Below are 14,184 nucleotides of genomic sequence, written 5' to 3'. Positions count from 1 at the left end.
CACAGTACTCTTATTACTTCAGAATGAGGAAGCCGACTATCAAAATGATTCCGACCACGAAGATCGTGGCGTAGGTCTGGACTAAACCCGTCTGGATCCGGCGGCTAAGTCTCCCGACGAGGCGTACCAGCTTACCGGTACCGTTCACGCTTCCGTCAATGACCATCTCGTCAACTCCCCGCCACAGATATTTCTCGCTGAGATATACAAGCGGTTTCACGAAGATGGCGGAATAGATTTCGTCTATATAATATTTGTTAAGAATAATCTCGTAGAAATCACCGGCCATCTTCTTTAGCCTGGTTGAGACGGCGGGCTTCTTCAAATAGGCAATGTAGGCAAGATACACCCCACCGACCGCGAGCAGAACCGAGATAAGCATCAAGACAAATTCGGTAGAATGCTCAAGAAAGAATAGTGAGGGCATCTTTGCCTGTGCGTTATCAAATACTGGCTCGAGGAATTTGTCGAAGGTCTCTCCGCCACCAAGAACGGATGGGATACCTATCCAGCCTCCTACAACTGACATGATACCGAGGACCCAAAGTGGTATCAGCATCGATGGAGGAGCGTCGTGCACGTTGATATGATGCGAGTCGAATCGGGGATTCCCCTCGAAAGCCATAATGAAAAGTCTGAAAATATAGAACGCGGTCAGGAAGGCAGTGATCACGCCAATCAACCACAGGTAGAAAGAAGTCGCGAACGCATGGGCGAGTATTTCGTCCTTGCTGAAAAAACCTGCGAGCGGCGGCAAGCCCGCGATCGCCAGACACGCAAGGAGGAATGTCTTGTGCGTTCCCGGCATGAGAGACTTGAGACCTCCCATATTCCGAAGGTCCTGGTTTTCATGCAGTGCATGAATGATAGCTCCGGCGCCAAGGAAGAGAAGCGCCTTAAAGAACGCATGCGTCATAAGATGGAACACGCCCGCGCTAAACGCGCCTACGCCGACAGCAAGAAACATATAACCCAGCTGACTGATGGTCGAATACGCGAGTACTTTCTTGATATCATTCTGCACAAGACCCATCGAAGCCGCGTAGATCGCGGTAACTGCTCCGACAATCGCCACGAGCATCATAGCTGAAGGGGCGAGCGCGAATATGACGGCACTCCGGGCGATCATGTATACTCCGGCGGTGACCATCGTAGCAGCGTGGATCAGAGCGGAGACTGGAGTTGGACCCGCCATGGCGTCGGGCAGCCAGATGTATAACGGGATCTGCGCGCTCTTCCCTGTCGCGCCGATGAAAAGTAGTATCGCTATCCACGTCACGGTCGTGTCACCGGTCGCGAAATGAGACGCAGCGGTTCCAAATACCGTGTCGAAATTGAATGTCCCGAAATTCACTAAAATCAAGAACATTCCGATCAGGAAAGCAAAATCCCCGATTCGGTTTACGATAAACGCCTTCATCCCGGCGTCTCCGGTCCACGTTATGCCGACTCCTTCGAACTTTCTGTCGTACCAGAACCCGATCAGAAGATAGGAGCAAAGTCCGACGCCTTCCCAACCGAGAAACATCAGCAAAAAATTGTCCGCAAGGATTAGATTCAGCATCGAGAAGACGAAGAGATTCAGGTAGGTGAAAAACCTAAAGCAGCCCCTGTCGCCGTGCATGTAGCCGATTGAGTAGACGTGAATCAGAAAACTCACTCCTGTAACGACGAGGAGCATGACTATTGACAGGGGATCGATAAGATATGAAACGCTGGCCGATATCCCGCCCGCCGCGATCCAAGTGTACAAATTGAAGATATGGTTTCGTTGGCCGGCAGGTTCGCCGAGCAAATCGATAAGGATCACGACTGCGCAGGCGAAAGAAAGAGCTATTGTCGCACTCCCAATGAGCCCAACAACTTTTTCCCCGAGTTTCTTCTGGATGATCGCACCGAACAAACCGTTTATTAGTACGCCTAAGATCGGAAGCGCGACAATATATATTACGAGGTTCTGCATGACATATCCTTAATTAGGAGCCGATTGTCCGATGGAGCCTGGTCCGATCAAACCCTCGCGACGATTTACCATTTCAGAATATTTACTTCGTCGATGTTGACCGTGAGTCTGTTACGGAAGAGCGCGATGATTATCGCGAGTCCAACGGCGGATTCGGCCGCCGCAACCGCGATGACGAAGAAAACGAGAATTTGTCCCGCGGGGTCGCCGGAATATGCCGAAAAAGCGATCAACGATAGATTGACCGAATTCAGCATCAACTCGATGGACATGAAAATCACGATAGCATTCCGCAAAGTCAGAACGCCGACTACTCCGATCGAGAAGAGAACTGCACTTAGACCTATATAGTATGACAGTGGTATCATTTAATCGAATTTTTTCTTTGCAAGCAAAACCGCTCCCACTATTGCTGCCAGTAGGAGGAACGAAGTAATTTCGAATGGGAATAGGTAATTGCCGAACAGGACCTTGCCTATCGCTTCTACCGTACCGAGAGTCTCCGCTTGAGACGATATTGGTCCCTTGGAAGTGTAGGCTCTCACGAAATATAAAATCTCTATGAGAAAGGCGACACAGAGAAGGGTCGCGACTGTATTCGCGGTAGTCGGCTTCCAGCGAGAAAGTCTTTCATCTCCCAGGTTGAGCAGCATTATCACAAAGAGAAAGAGTACCATGATGGCGCCGGCGTAGACTGTGATCTGGATGATCGCAATGAACTGAGCGCGCAGAAAGAGATAAAGCACTGCAATCACGAAGAAGTTCAGTACCAGATACAGCGCACTCGCAACGGGGTTCCGGCGGGTGATCATCAGGACGGCAGAAATTATTGCAACAGCAGCGAGAATTAAAAACCCAATAAGCTCGAGATTCAACAGTTTGCCTCAAGATGTGTATTCTGGACGGAAAAATATAAAAAAAGGGGCGAAAACAATCAACGAGAAAAGCCCACGGCCTGATTCGTCCGAGAACTCCATTGCAATTTGGAATTGCAGATAGGCGATCCCGGTCGTTCTTGCTGTCAGTCAGCTGAGCCGCCGCGCGCGTATCATTTCTTTACGTACTTCCAGTTTCTGATTTTCCCTTCTGCCATCCATTCGATCGCAGTTTTCAATCGCTTGTTTCTAGTCTCATCCGTCTTAGCTTCGAGAATCCACATTACATACTCTCTCTTATTGCCGGGACTGAATTTCTCGTAGGTCTCGAGCGCCATCTTATTCTTCTTCAGTGCATCCATGAAATAGGCCGGAGGAATTGATTCGACTTCGAGACCCGCCTTTCTTCGTGCTGGAGTTTTGATTCCGACTTCGTTCAGCTCCATTGCTTTCTTGATGTACGATGCAATTATCTTTTCGGAAGGAAGATCTTGAACCGATCCAATTTTTCCAAAGCTCCCCATTGCCTGGGTTTCTTCTTTCGCACGCTTGTTGCCGAAAATCAACTTGCCCTTCCAGAACCCGAAGGCGCAGTGATTCTTAAATGAGGCCATGTTGCAAAGGATGCCCTTGTACTCGAAGATGGGCATGTTCCACTTGATGGTTTCCACAACATCGGGACACGCGCGATCTACGATCTTCCGCAAATGAATCAGGATAGGTTGCGCGAACTTTTCCGACTTTGCAATGTAAGCGTCAACTCTCGGGTCCTTTTTGCCCATGCGTTCTCCTTTAATGAATGATTTACTTTACGGACATTTGTTCAAACTTTACGAAAAATTCATCGCAGAGACAACTCCTCCGGCCTTCGGCTGAAAAACTTGATTCTCGACTACCTTCTTGATACTTTCATCAAAACACAAGGAGGCAGGAGTCGTCATTTGATCGAAGGGAACTTCCCGAACGAACCCAACTGACGAGCAGAGGTCGGGCCTCCAACCCAATTCAGTAGACACGAATAATTAGGAGGATTCATGTCAAAATATTTTGCGCTTTCGGTGACGGTTATAGCGTTGCTGGCCGTCCAGTCTCAGTGCCAGATGGCAAAACCGGTCTTCGGCCCCGAGCTCGCGAAACTCAGTTTCCTGACAGGGCATTTTTCAACCCAAACCAAAGTCTATATGGATCCGAACTCGGGTGAACCTATCGTGGGATCAGGCACCTCCACACTCCGCTGGGGGCTCGACTCGATGTTTGTGTTCCTGGATGCAACGGAAAACAATCCGGGGCTCGGGCAATACAAAGGATTCGGCATCCTCGGATATGAATCGAGATCCGGGAAATACGTATTGACGATGTACAACAATTTTGGAGACAGGCCCGAATACACCGGGGCCTTTTCGGGCGATACACTCACAATGTCGTCCAACATCAGCACGCCCGAGGGACCGTTCGTTCAAAGCCTGAAGTGGTTCAAGGAGGGAAACAACGTGAGGCTTCAGGTGTTCAACGACATGGGTCAAGGGAGCATGCTTTCAATTGACCAGATTGCGACTCCTTTATCCGATAAATAGGATGTCGGAATGACGACTGATCCCAAACCCACCCTCAGCCTCGAAGATCCGGAATTGGTTTCAATGATCGATGAGCTTTCTTTGTGGTCGGCACCGTTCGGACTTGCGCTGCTCGACGCCGTCCATTACGGGAAGCACTTGAGAGTGCTGGACATCGGGTCCGGGTTAGGTTTCCCGATTGTGGAGCTCGCGATGCGCCTCGGAGAGACATCACTGCTGACCGGAATCGATCCATGGCACGAGGGCTGCAAAAGAATACGACAGAAGTGTGATGTATGCGGCGTGAGGAACATTCACGTCGTGGAGGGAACTGCGGAAGATATGCCATTCGCGGATTCCCTTTTCGATATGATCGTCTCCAATAACGGCATAAACAATGTCGAGGATCTCGGCAGGACGCTCGAAGAATGTGGACGTGTATTGAAAAAGGGCGGACAGTTCGTGTTCACCATGAATACGGAAAAGACGTTCATCGAATTTTACGAAGTGCTAAGGAGCGCCCTGGGAGATGCCCAATTGAAAGACGGCGACAGAATTATTTCCGACCACATTTACCTGAAACGACGCCCAATCGATGAAATCAAACGGCGACTTAATGGGTCGGGTTTCAAGGTGAACTCTCTCCGGGAAGATTGCTTCAGTTACAGATTCAGCGATGGATCCGCCATGTTGAATCATTTTTTTATCAGGCTTGCGTTCGGAGAAAGCTGGAAGAAGCTCGTCCCGAGCGATATCCGGGAAAGTGTCTTTCGGAAGGTGGAAAACGAAATCAACGACTCTGCAATGAGAACCGGCGCCTTTTCCATGCAAGTCCCTTTCGTTACGGTCGATTGCGAGCGCGTGTAGCGATCCAATCATCCTGACTCGAGCTGCTTAGCGCTGTCCACGAAATGTTCTTTTCTGATATCGAGTACGCTTTTCGCGGGTATTCAATACTTGAAAGTTTGAATCTCCCGAAATAATTTCGCATGTGAATTAGGCGTGGAATTATCTTCATAGTTCTGATTTCACCTTCCTCACTATTGACGCGGCAAAGGAAGCAATACTGATCGCAAAAAAAATCTTCGATACGACGTAAGGAGCCTAAGAATGGATCTCGGACTAAGAGGAAAGACAGCAATAGTGGCGGCGTCCACGAAGGGTCTTGGAAAGGCGGTGGCGCTAGCACTTTCCAGTGAAGGCGCCAATGTGGTCATTAACGGCCGTCATAAACAAAATCTCCACGATGCAACGGAAGAGATAAAGAGTGCCACCGGGAGAACGCCTGTCGCTCTTCAGTGCGACCTTACAAAACCTGAAGACATTGAGAAATTATTCGATCAAGTCGAAAAAGAGTTGGGTAGTGTCCATGTGCTTGTCGCCAACGCAGGAGGGCCGCCGGCGGGAAACTTAGCGGACTTCAACGACGAACAGTGGCTCAACGCAATTGACTTGAACCTCATGAGTACTGTTCGGCTCATCAGGAAGTCTCTCCCAATTATGCAGAAGCAAAAGTGGGGACGAATAGTCAACATAACTTCACTGACTGTCAAACAACCGGCGGATAATCTTCTCCTGTCCAATTCCGTTCGCGCCGCGGTTGTCGGTTTTGCAAAATCGGTTTCGCAGCAAGTCGCGAAAGACAACATCCTCATAAACAACATCGCACCATACTACGTATCTACAAAGCGAGTGGATTACCTTCTGGAAGAAACTGCTGCAAAGAGGGGCATTACAAAAGAGGCGGCCTTACAGAACATCGTCAAGGAGATTCCGATGGGAAGACTTGGAACGCCTGAAGAATTCGCGAGCGTTGTTGCTTTCCTTTGTTCCGAGAAGAACGGTTACATCACCGGAGCAACTATACAATTCGATGGCGGCGCATATAGAGGCCTCTTCTAATCGCGCCCTGCGGCCTTGTTAACTTAAGTCTGCCTCAGTAACCTATTCTTCCATCAGGCTGCGATACTGCCTGCTGATTAGGTGATGTGTGCACATCGCAAACAGGGGGAAGGTACTTCGCGTTAAAGATCTCCTGGACCTTCTGCGGGCAGAACTCGGTAGCGATCTTTCCGGTTTGAACACAGATCGTCGCGCTTACCACGCCGTCTGGCTGCACAAAAGAGCTGATAGGCAGTCCGATGTCACGGTCGTCGTAAGCATACTTCATGAACATTCCCCAGATTGGGGCCGCGGCGCGTCCGCCTTGACCATCCCAATCCGTGAAATGAATTCTGTCGTCGTCGAACCCGACCCATACTCCCGCCACAAGTTGTGGAGTGTAGCCTACAAACCACGCGTCGCCGAAATCCTGAGTCGTGCCTGTCTTTCCGGCTGCGTCAAGGAAGAACGAGCTTCGCACGCGTGAACCGGTTCCACCGTTAACCACGCCTCTCAACATGTCTGTCATCAGGTACGCGGTCTGCTTGCTCAGGACCTCCGTGGATTGAGTCTGGTTCTGCTCGATCACGTTTCCATTCTTGTCTTCGATTCTCAAAATTGCGATCGGTTTTGTGAGAACGCCCTCGTCGGAAAAAACTCCAAATGCGGAGACCAGTTGAATCGGTATGACCATATTGGTTCCCATCGCGATCGAAGCATACGGCGGAATGTAAGTTGAGATTCCCATTCGGTGCGCGTAATCAATCACCTGGTTTACCGGCGCGATTTCCTGGATGGCACGCACCGAAACGACATTAATCGAACGCGCAAGCGCTTCCCGAATCGTCACCTCACCGCCGAACGACCCGTCCGCGTTTCTCGGCGACCACCGCGTGCCGTCAGGCATTACGATCGTCACAGGCTGATTGAGAAGTTTATAAGAGGGCGCGTATCCATTATCAATTGCCACGGAGTAAATGAACGGCTTAAACGCCGATCCCGGCTGACGCTCTATCTGTGTGACATGATTCAGCCCATAACGGAACTGCCGGTAGTTCGAGGCGCCTACAAGAGCTTTTATGTAGCCTGTCTTCGGATCGATGCAGACAAAACCGACTTGAATTGTCTGTTCAGCCTTCTTGACGGAATCAATGAACGATTGGCTCGTTTCAAGAGTGCTGTAGATCATATTCCGCTCGTCCTCACTCACGGCATCACGGTACTGCGGAAGTTCCTTTATCGCCTTGTCGATGGCTGTATGGAGAGTCGCCTGGTTTGTGGTCCAGTCCCACCTCGAATCGAAAAGTTTCTGATAATCGCGGATATGCTGGTCCACTGCACTATCAGCGTACGCCTGCATCCTCGAATCGAGAGTGGTGTAGACGGTAAGACCGTCCCGGTAGATGTCGAAACCGTATTTCTCTGCTTTCTTTTCCAGGTCCTGCCTTATCATCTCGACAAAATGCGGAGCGAGACCCGTCGATGGGCCATGGTATTTTACATCAAGCGGCATCTTCTTCGCGTCTTCGTAAGTCGTATCGGAGATCTTTCCATCTTCAAATAAGTTCTTCAACACGACGTCTCTCACCGTCAGCGCGCGGCTCGGATGCTCAAGCGGGTCGTATCTACCCGGTGAGCGGAGCATTCCAATCAATAGCGCCGCTTGCGGGAGCGTAAGGTCGGAAGATGATTTGTCGAAATAAAGTTGCGACGCGGATTCAAGGCCATAGACGCCCCTCCCGAAGTAGGCGACATTCAAATACATTGCAAGAATTTCTTGTTTCGTGTAAGTGCGCTCGATCTGAACTGCGGTAACGGCTTCTCTGATTTTTCTCGTCAGTGAGACTTCCTGCGATAGGTAAAGGTTTCGGGCAAGCTGCTGAGTAATCGTGCTCGCGCCCTCTTTGGCTCTAAGATGGACGACGTCGATCGCCATCGCGCTCAATATCCTAATCGGGTCGATCCCCCAATGCGAGTAGAATTTCTTGTCCTCAGTTGAAATCAGAGCGTCGATAACATAATGCGGGACCTCGTTGACATCGACGGCCGCGCGATTCGTCAGGAAGAACTGGTCTATCACTTGCCCGTCGGCGGAAATCACTCTTGTTGCCAGCTCCGGTTTTGGATTCTCGAGCTCCTCGAGCGAAGGAAGGCCGCTGACCACATACACTACATAGCCGATAAATAGCACTACGACCGCTATCAGCGCACCGAGTCTTACCGCGCGATTGTTTCTTGTCAATTCCTTCTTCTTCCTTCTTGACGACTTCCGGTATTCAGGGTCGTTGAAGTACCTTTCCATTTCTTCCTTGGTGTAGCGCCATTTCATCGTTCAAATTCCCATTTCATCAAATGCATCGTTCCGTCTTCAAAAATACCGTAAGTAAAATTCTTCAACCAGTCACCAAGGTTAATGTACATTCCTTTGCCGAATCTCTCGACTTTCGGGACATGATTGTGACCCATTATCACGTAGTCATAGCCTTCCCGGAGTTTCCTTTCCGCGTATTGCATCATTCCATCGGTCTCGCCGAAATCCTTGTTCGTCGTGTACTCCCTACTTTTTTTCGAGAAAGTCCGCGCGAGTGCGAACCCCACATCCGGATGAATCCACTTTATCATTCGACGAACGAATCCGTTTCGAAGAACCTTCTTCAGCATCCTGTACCCTTTATCCCGCAATGCAAGTCCGTCGCCATGGATCACAAGAAATTTCTTGTCGTTTATCTCCTCTGTAAAGCCGTCCTGAAACACTCTCATGCCCAATGACTCGGAAAAAAACTGTCCTTGTGCGAAATCGTGATTCCCTGCGACATAATCAATTTTCACTCCCCGGTCGGCAAGTTCTCTGATCTTGGCGTAAAGCCAAAAATAATCCTTCGGAATAACATATCTGTACTCGTACCAAAAGTCAAACAAGTCGCCGACGATAATGAGGCGGCTTCCCTTTTCACCTACAATACTCAGGAACTTCAACAATTCATTCTTTCGTTTCAAATCGAATTCTTTCCCGATGGAAGGCGCTCCGAGATGAATGTCAGAAATGAAATAGACGGGCTTCAATTACGATTTTACTCTCAGGTCAATTGAACGCCTGTCTTTCGCCATCCTGCACCAACCTTCTTTCGAAGAGCAATAGGTATAGGTTATCTCTACGATTACCGTGTGAGTGCCGGATTTCAATCCAGACGCAATGCATTTTACTCTCAGCGGCTTCGAGCTGTCCAGATACTCTCCGGTCTTTGAAAAGCTGTCGATGCTGAACTTCACACTGTCGGCTGATTTGATCGTCACCGGAGGTTCTGCATTTAAATGAATCCCTTCCGATGGTTTCAATGACAACGAGAGAAAGAACTCCTTGCCGTTCGCAACCTCTAAAGTTGCAGGACTTATTTCGACTCCGACGTACTTCTGGGAATTACCAGATTGAGCAATCATAGACATTATCATTAACGAAATTAGATTTAAAATCATTTCCTCATTCCGGTTCGGATCTGCTGTGCCATTCTACTTTGACCTGTCGAAGCAATATAAGACCACCGACAAAAAATATCAGTACAGACAGGACCGCGATCCGCTGACTTCCTGTGAAGCTTGAAATTGCTCCAAATGTGAGAGGTCCCATGATCGCAGAAGCATTTCCAGCGATGCCGTCGTAGAAGCCGAAGAACTCAGCCGCATGTTCCCCCGGAGTAAGTAGCGCCATTAGGCTTCTGCTCGACGACTGCGACGAGCCGATCGCCAATCCTGCAAACAGACCGATAATATAAAACTGTGTCTTCGTCTCGATGAAAAACGCCGAGAGCACGACGCCGATCCAGATCACAAGCGTTATGGTAATGCTCTTCTTCGGTCCCCAATGGTCAGTAAGGATTCCGAATACAACGGAACCGATGACTGCGGTTGTCTGTGCCACGATAAAGAAGACTATTACTTCGACAGGGCTGAACCCGAGTGTGCCGCGCGCATATAGTGCCGAGAAAAATATTACAGTGTTCACACCATCGATGTAAAGGAAGAAAGAAAGAAGGAACCGGGCGAGGTTTTTATGTTTGCCAAGTCTCTTGAACGTCCTGACCGCGCGGCGAAAACCGAGACGGAAGTACGGAAGTTTATGGTGGTACACGCCTGTGTGATCACGCAATCTGAGAAAAGCAGGTATGGCAAAGACAGCGAAGAAGACCGCGGCTATGAGAAAGCTGAATCTGAAATTCATGATATTCGAAGGCGCGAAACCTCCCTTGATGAATGGGAAAGCTACTGCAAGAATGGAAAGCGCGCCCAGGTAACCCATAGCGAATCCATAGCCGGAGACGCGGCCGTAAATATGTTTCGGCGCAATCTCGGGGAGGAACGCGTCGTAGAATGTATACCCCCCCTGAAAACCCACATTGGCAGCGATGAAGACCAGCATTCCCGGCAGAACCATGCCGCGCTGTATTTGATACAGAAGCGCGGTACCAAAAACACAGATAGAAGAGAAGACGATGAGGAACCTTTTCTTCCTGTGGGAATAGTCGCTTGCCGCTCCGAGGATAGGCGACAGGCAAGCGGCGATTACCATCGAGATGCTGTCGGCCAGTCCCCAATAAAAATCGCCCCGGGAAGTTCCGGCCGCTACTATCTCGCGGAAGTAAAGGGCGTAACCGACAGTCTTCACCATTACGGAAAAAGAAGTACGCGCGTAATCGAAGAGCGCCCAGGAAAAGATCGTGAGCCGGGAATATGACTGTCCCGTCATGATTTCTTTTTTGTAGAAGTATTGATTAGACCCCTTCCCTCTTTCACCACCTTCCCTTCACTGTCGAGCTGTCGCAAAGCCGCGTCGAGGATACCATTTACAAACTTCGGACTTTCTTCGGTACTGTATCGCTTCGCGAGCTCTATAATCTCGTTCATTGTCACCTTAGTGGGAATCTCTGGAGAATAAAGAATTTCTGCGACACCCATTCTCAGCAGGCCTCGATCGATTGGATTGACCCTTGAGATATCCCAATGATCAAGATGTGCCTGAAGGACTGGATCTATCGCAGGCATGTTCTCAAGCGTATCGCGGAAGAGTTTCTTGGCAAATTCCAGCGCGGTACTGTTCTCGATGTCTTTGAAAATATCCTCGCTCAGGAAATCGGGTGCGGATCGGGAAAGATCGTAGGCGTAAAGCGCCTGCAAGACACGTTCTCGCGCAAGTCTTCTCTGTGAAGTCATATTCTATTCAAAACCGTCTCATTTCCTCGAACGCGATCCATGAGTCAAACTCCGAAAAGCAAATATACCTGAAGAGCAGCGGATTCCCTTACCCGGTAGTACAACTCGCTTGGCCACTGCATCCTGTAGTTGCTCGCGATTCCTGTGACAGAAATGTTTTCCCATCCGCACATCAACAGGATCCTTGGAAGGTGCCAGCTGTCGGTGACAACTTCAACATTCTTCATTTTAAGGGATCCCATTACGCGATCCTTTATGAACTTCGCCTGATCCGAAGTACTAAGTGTGGATTGTTCCGCAATAACTGACGAAGGAGGAATTCCATTTTCGATGAGATATCTTTGCTCCACTGCCGATTCAACGGTACCGAATCTCTTAGTTCCTCCTGTCACGACAATTTTCGAGACGCGTCCCAAATTATATAATTTCAATGCGGCGTCCAATCTTCCTTTGAGGAGTGGGCTCGGTGTTTGCTTACCCCAGACCGAAGCGCCCAGTACGACTGCGGCATCCGCATCCCGGTTGTCATTGTTCGTCCCGTCGCTGCTGAAAGTATACATGAACCCCGCAGCTGTCAAGCCGGCGAAAAGGAAAACGGCAATGATGGCGATGCGATTCAGCCCCGACCGCACTGCCAAAGTTGCACAGATCACGCCCGCAAGCTGTACCACGATTGAAACATACGCAGCGACAGATGCGGGGTCTTTGAGAGGCGATTCGGAGAGCATCGGAAACGTAGAGGCAAAGAAGACAACAGCGCTGAGACCAAACGCCGCCGTCACTTGAAAATTATTCCGCCTTGTGGAAAACTCGGCGGTTGCTACAGCAAACAGAACTACACACCCCAAAATCAAATCATGCGCAAAGGGGAATACCATCTGATCCCCTTCATTCGCTGCGCGGTTCAGGAATATCCTGACAGTTGCTATGACGTCCAAAAGCATGGCAAGGCGTAAAAGAACTCTAGATCTCAATATCAACCACACGTATTATTTTCATTCGCTAGATGAGAAGAAATTTAAGATAAAGCGGCGGGAATTAAAAAAAGAATCGCAGCTGGATCAGCGCTCCGGACCTCTCATCCTTTGCCTGAGCATAACCCTTATCCGGTCCCTGATCTCCCTGTCGAATTTCTGTTCGAACACCAGGTATCTCGCAATCTCGACGGGGGACAGTATTCCACCGAGCGACTGCAGGAACTTCGCGTGGATGTCGGCGAGCTGATAGTCAAGGTCCATTATTTTCTGAATTCCTTTTTGGATCTGAGCGTCGCTGAGCTGGTTGTCCACCGCCGTATCAAGATTCCGAATGGCATCGCGCCTGTCGGCCGTTACTCCCTTCAATTTGGTCGTGTAGTCATTATACAGAGGAAAGAACTTCTCCGCTTTGCCTGTGGGGAGATCCATTTCTTTAGTCATCTGCCAGATCTTGATCTGCTCGAGCTGTCTTCGAACCTCGGGCGCATTGTTCCTCATTTCCTGCCCCGTCACAAGGGACACCTGGAGTGCCACAACTGCGAAAGCTATAACAATTCTCTTCATAGTACTCCTATTAGTTGAAGATGGGGTTCGAGGAAAGATCGACGTTGTCCAACGAGCCGGTGGAATCGGCAACCGACGTCCACATCGATCTCAGCACCGCTTGCTGGACGGAGTCGTCCACAGCGTCCATTTCTTCAAGCCCGTCGGTCTGAGTCGATGCAGCTTCCGTGTAGTTGGTATTCAAGCTTGGAAGAGAGACAATCTCATCGGTCGGGAGCGTAGACGCCAACGCAGTGACACTCCGGGTAGTTGAGACAGGCGGAAAGACGACCCTGTATATTCCGAAGCCGATCAGGAGAACGAACGCAGCGAGGCTTCCGGCAAAAACCGGAATCCGCCAGGCGCTTCTCCTCGGAGCCGAAACACTTTCCATGATCGAGGCTCGCATTTCCTGCCAGAATGACTCGGGATATACTTCGTCGGATAGTCCACCGAGGACGGCAGCGGGTCTGCGAAGCTCCTCGAGCTCCTCCCGGCAGTCCGCGCAAGATTCAAGATGGTCTTCGATGTACCTCTTCAGGTTCGGTTCGATTTTCCCGAGCAGAAAATCGGGCAAATTCACCAGGACATCATCGCATTGCATTTTTCAAGTATTCTCCTATTTTCTTCATCGCATGAAAATAATTCGCCTTCATCGCACCCATCGACCTATGCATCACCCTTGCGATTTCTTCATACGAAAGTTCTTCATAGAATCTTAGAATGAAAACTTGTTTCTGTTGAACCGGGAGTGAAGCAACCGCATCGGCAACGAGTTTCTTCAATTCCTCGCGGTCCGCATCCCGTTCCGGCTCTTTCCCGCCCGCCAACATATTCGAGATCACTTCGTCGAGCCTCACGACCGCCCGTACTTTCCTCTTTCTCAAATAGCTGATCGCCACGTTAGTGGCAATCCTGTAAACATAAGTGTAAAGGTTTGCTTCACCGCGAAACTTCTTCAGAGAGTCATGAAGTTTTATGAAGACCTCCTGTGTCGCATCCGAGGCTTCATCGTCGTCGTTCAACATTCTCTTGACGACAAAGAAAACTTTTCTCTCATAGCGATTCACGAGCTCGCCGAACGCCCTGTCGTTTCCGCTTCTTACCTGCTCGACTAGCTCTAGATCGCTCGGACTTTGCATTCAAAGAGCTGTTTGTTTATGGTCGGTCCGCCACTTTTTCACATA

The 14,184-nt window shown here is 49.7% G+C and carries 16 protein-coding genes; 3 read left to right on the top strand and 13 right to left on the bottom strand.

Annotated features, from left to right (window positions below; genetic code table 11):
- Positions 1-13: 13 nt before the first annotated feature.
- The 4 genes from nuoL to VIS48_09080 form a co-directional block, all read right to left on the bottom strand.
- The gene (gene nuoL / locus VIS48_09095) at positions 14-1,963 is read right to left on the bottom strand and encodes an NADH-quinone oxidoreductase subunit L (protein HEY9166302.1); all 1,950 of its coding nucleotides are present in this window, start codon (positions 1,961-1,963) and stop codon (positions 14-16) included.
- Positions 1,964-2,028: 65 nt separating this feature from the next.
- Positions 2,029-2,331 carry an NADH-quinone oxidoreductase subunit NuoK gene (nuoK, locus tag VIS48_09090; GenBank protein ID HEY9166301.1) on the bottom strand — a complete coding sequence of 101 codons (303 nt, stop codon included), beginning with the start codon at positions 2,329-2,331 and terminating at the stop codon, positions 2,029-2,031.
- Positions 2,332-2,838: an NADH-quinone oxidoreductase subunit J gene (locus VIS48_09085; GenBank protein ID HEY9166300.1), complete on the bottom strand. Its 507-nt coding sequence runs from the start codon at positions 2,836-2,838 to the stop codon at positions 2,332-2,334. It abuts the gene before it with no gap.
- Positions 2,839-3,011: 173 nt separating this feature from the next.
- A complete protein-coding gene (locus VIS48_09080) occupies positions 3,012-3,620 on the bottom strand; it encodes a YdeI/OmpD-associated family protein (GenBank protein HEY9166299.1) in 609 nt (202 codons plus the stop codon).
- Between the two features lie 252 nt (positions 3,621-3,872).
- Between VIS48_09080 and VIS48_09075 the strand changes: the two genes are divergently transcribed.
- The 3 genes from VIS48_09075 (at position 3,873) to VIS48_09065 (ending at position 6,293) form a co-directional block, all read left to right on the top strand.
- Positions 3,873-4,412 (top strand): DUF1579 family protein, encoded by a 540-nt coding sequence (locus VIS48_09075; protein ID HEY9166298.1) that lies wholly within the window; start codon positions 3,873-3,875, stop codon positions 4,410-4,412.
- A 9-nt stretch (positions 4,413-4,421) separates the two neighbouring features.
- Entirely contained in the window at positions 4,422-5,258 is an 837-nt protein-coding gene (locus VIS48_09070) for a class I SAM-dependent methyltransferase (GenBank protein ID HEY9166297.1), read from the top strand.
- A 243-nt stretch (positions 5,259-5,501) separates the two neighbouring features.
- A complete protein-coding gene (locus VIS48_09065; GenBank protein HEY9166296.1) occupies positions 5,502-6,293 on the top strand; it encodes an SDR family oxidoreductase in 792 nt (263 codons plus the stop codon).
- Positions 6,294-6,327: 34 nt separating this feature from the next.
- On the opposite strand, the gene VIS48_09060 is transcribed toward VIS48_09065, so the two are convergent.
- The 9 genes from VIS48_09060 to VIS48_09020 all read right to left on the bottom strand — a co-directional run bounded on the left by VIS48_09060 (position 6,328) and on the right by VIS48_09020 (position 14,139).
- On the bottom strand, positions 6,328-8,601 hold the full coding sequence (locus VIS48_09060) for a PBP1A family penicillin-binding protein (GenBank protein ID HEY9166295.1): 2,274 nt from the start codon (positions 8,599-8,601) through the stop codon (positions 6,328-6,330).
- Complete coding sequence (locus tag VIS48_09055; protein HEY9166294.1) at positions 8,598-9,335, bottom strand: UDP-2,3-diacylglucosamine diphosphatase; 738 nt, start codon at positions 9,333-9,335, stop codon at positions 8,598-8,600. The genes VIS48_09060 and VIS48_09055 overlap by 4 nt, the downstream gene beginning before the upstream one ends.
- Positions 9,336-9,746, bottom strand: coding sequence for a hypothetical protein (locus VIS48_09050; protein ID HEY9166293.1), 411 nt, complete (start codon positions 9,744-9,746; stop codon positions 9,336-9,338).
- 4 nt (positions 9,747-9,750) lie between these two features.
- Positions 9,751-11,013 (bottom strand): MFS transporter, encoded by a 1,263-nt coding sequence (locus VIS48_09045; GenBank protein ID HEY9166292.1) that lies wholly within the window; start codon positions 11,011-11,013, stop codon positions 9,751-9,753.
- Positions 11,010-11,477, bottom strand: a complete 468-nt coding sequence (gene nusB / locus VIS48_09040) for a transcription antitermination factor NusB (GenBank protein HEY9166291.1) — start codon at positions 11,475-11,477, stop codon at positions 11,010-11,012. The genes VIS48_09045 and nusB overlap by 4 nt, the downstream gene beginning before the upstream one ends.
- 44 nt (positions 11,478-11,521) lie before the next feature.
- Positions 11,522-12,451 (bottom strand): YdcF family protein, encoded by a 930-nt coding sequence (locus tag VIS48_09035; protein HEY9166290.1) that lies wholly within the window; start codon positions 12,449-12,451, stop codon positions 11,522-11,524.
- A gap of 87 nt (positions 12,452-12,538) precedes the next feature.
- Positions 12,539-13,018: a hypothetical protein gene (locus VIS48_09030; protein ID HEY9166289.1), complete on the bottom strand. Its 480-nt coding sequence runs from the start codon at positions 13,016-13,018 to the stop codon at positions 12,539-12,541.
- A 10-nt stretch (positions 13,019-13,028) separates the two neighbouring features.
- Complete coding sequence (locus tag VIS48_09025; GenBank protein ID HEY9166288.1) at positions 13,029-13,601, bottom strand: zf-HC2 domain-containing protein; 573 nt, start codon at positions 13,599-13,601, stop codon at positions 13,029-13,031.
- The gene (locus VIS48_09020; GenBank protein HEY9166287.1) at positions 13,588-14,139 is read right to left on the bottom strand and encodes a sigma-70 family RNA polymerase sigma factor; all 552 of its coding nucleotides are present in this window, start codon (positions 14,137-14,139) and stop codon (positions 13,588-13,590) included. The genes VIS48_09025 and VIS48_09020 overlap by 14 nt, the downstream gene beginning before the upstream one ends.
- Positions 14,140-14,184: the final 45 nt, after the last annotated feature.

This window comes from Candidatus Kryptoniota bacterium (assembly GCA_036567965.1).
In the GTDB taxonomy this organism is placed as follows: Bacteria; Bacteroidota; Ignavibacteria; order Kryptoniales; family JAKASW01; genus JAKASW01.
This window is presented reverse-complemented; position numbering and strand designations above follow the sequence as displayed.

Coding starts and splice junctions, on each gene's coding strand:
- VIS48_09060 (HEY9166295.1), bottom strand. CDS start 8,601: ATGAAATGGCGCTACACCAAGGAAGAAATGGAAAGGTACTTCAACGAC.
- VIS48_09050 (HEY9166293.1), bottom strand. CDS start 9,746: ATGATTTTAAATCTAATTTCGTTAATGATAATGTCTATGATTGCTCAA.
- VIS48_09045 (HEY9166292.1), bottom strand. CDS start 11,013: ATGACGGGACAGTCATATTCCCGGCTCACGATCTTTTCCTGGGCGCTC.
- nuoL (HEY9166302.1), bottom strand. CDS start 1,963: ATGCAGAACCTCGTAATATATATTGTCGCGCTTCCGATCTTAGGCGTA.
- VIS48_09080 (HEY9166299.1), bottom strand. CDS start 3,620: ATGGGCAAAAAGGACCCGAGAGTTGACGCTTACATTGCAAAGTCGGAA.
- nuoK (HEY9166301.1), bottom strand. CDS start 2,331: ATGATACCACTGTCATACTATATAGGTCTAAGTGCAGTTCTCTTCTCG.
- VIS48_09020 (HEY9166287.1), bottom strand. CDS start 14,139: ATGCAAAGTCCGAGCGATCTAGAGCTAGTCGAGCAGGTAAGAAGCGGA.
- nusB (HEY9166291.1), bottom strand. CDS start 11,477: ATGACTTCACAGAGAAGACTTGCGCGAGAACGTGTCTTGCAGGCGCTT.
- VIS48_09070 (HEY9166297.1), top strand. CDS start 4,422: ATGACGACTGATCCCAAACCCACCCTCAGCCTCGAAGATCCGGAATTG.
- VIS48_09065 (HEY9166296.1), top strand. CDS start 5,502: ATGGATCTCGGACTAAGAGGAAAGACAGCAATAGTGGCGGCGTCCACG.
- VIS48_09025 (HEY9166288.1), bottom strand. CDS start 13,601: ATGCAATGCGATGATGTCCTGGTGAATTTGCCCGATTTTCTGCTCGGG.
- VIS48_09030 (HEY9166289.1), bottom strand. CDS start 13,018: ATGAAGAGAATTGTTATAGCTTTCGCAGTTGTGGCACTCCAGGTGTCC.
- VIS48_09075 (HEY9166298.1), top strand. CDS start 3,873: ATGTCAAAATATTTTGCGCTTTCGGTGACGGTTATAGCGTTGCTGGCC.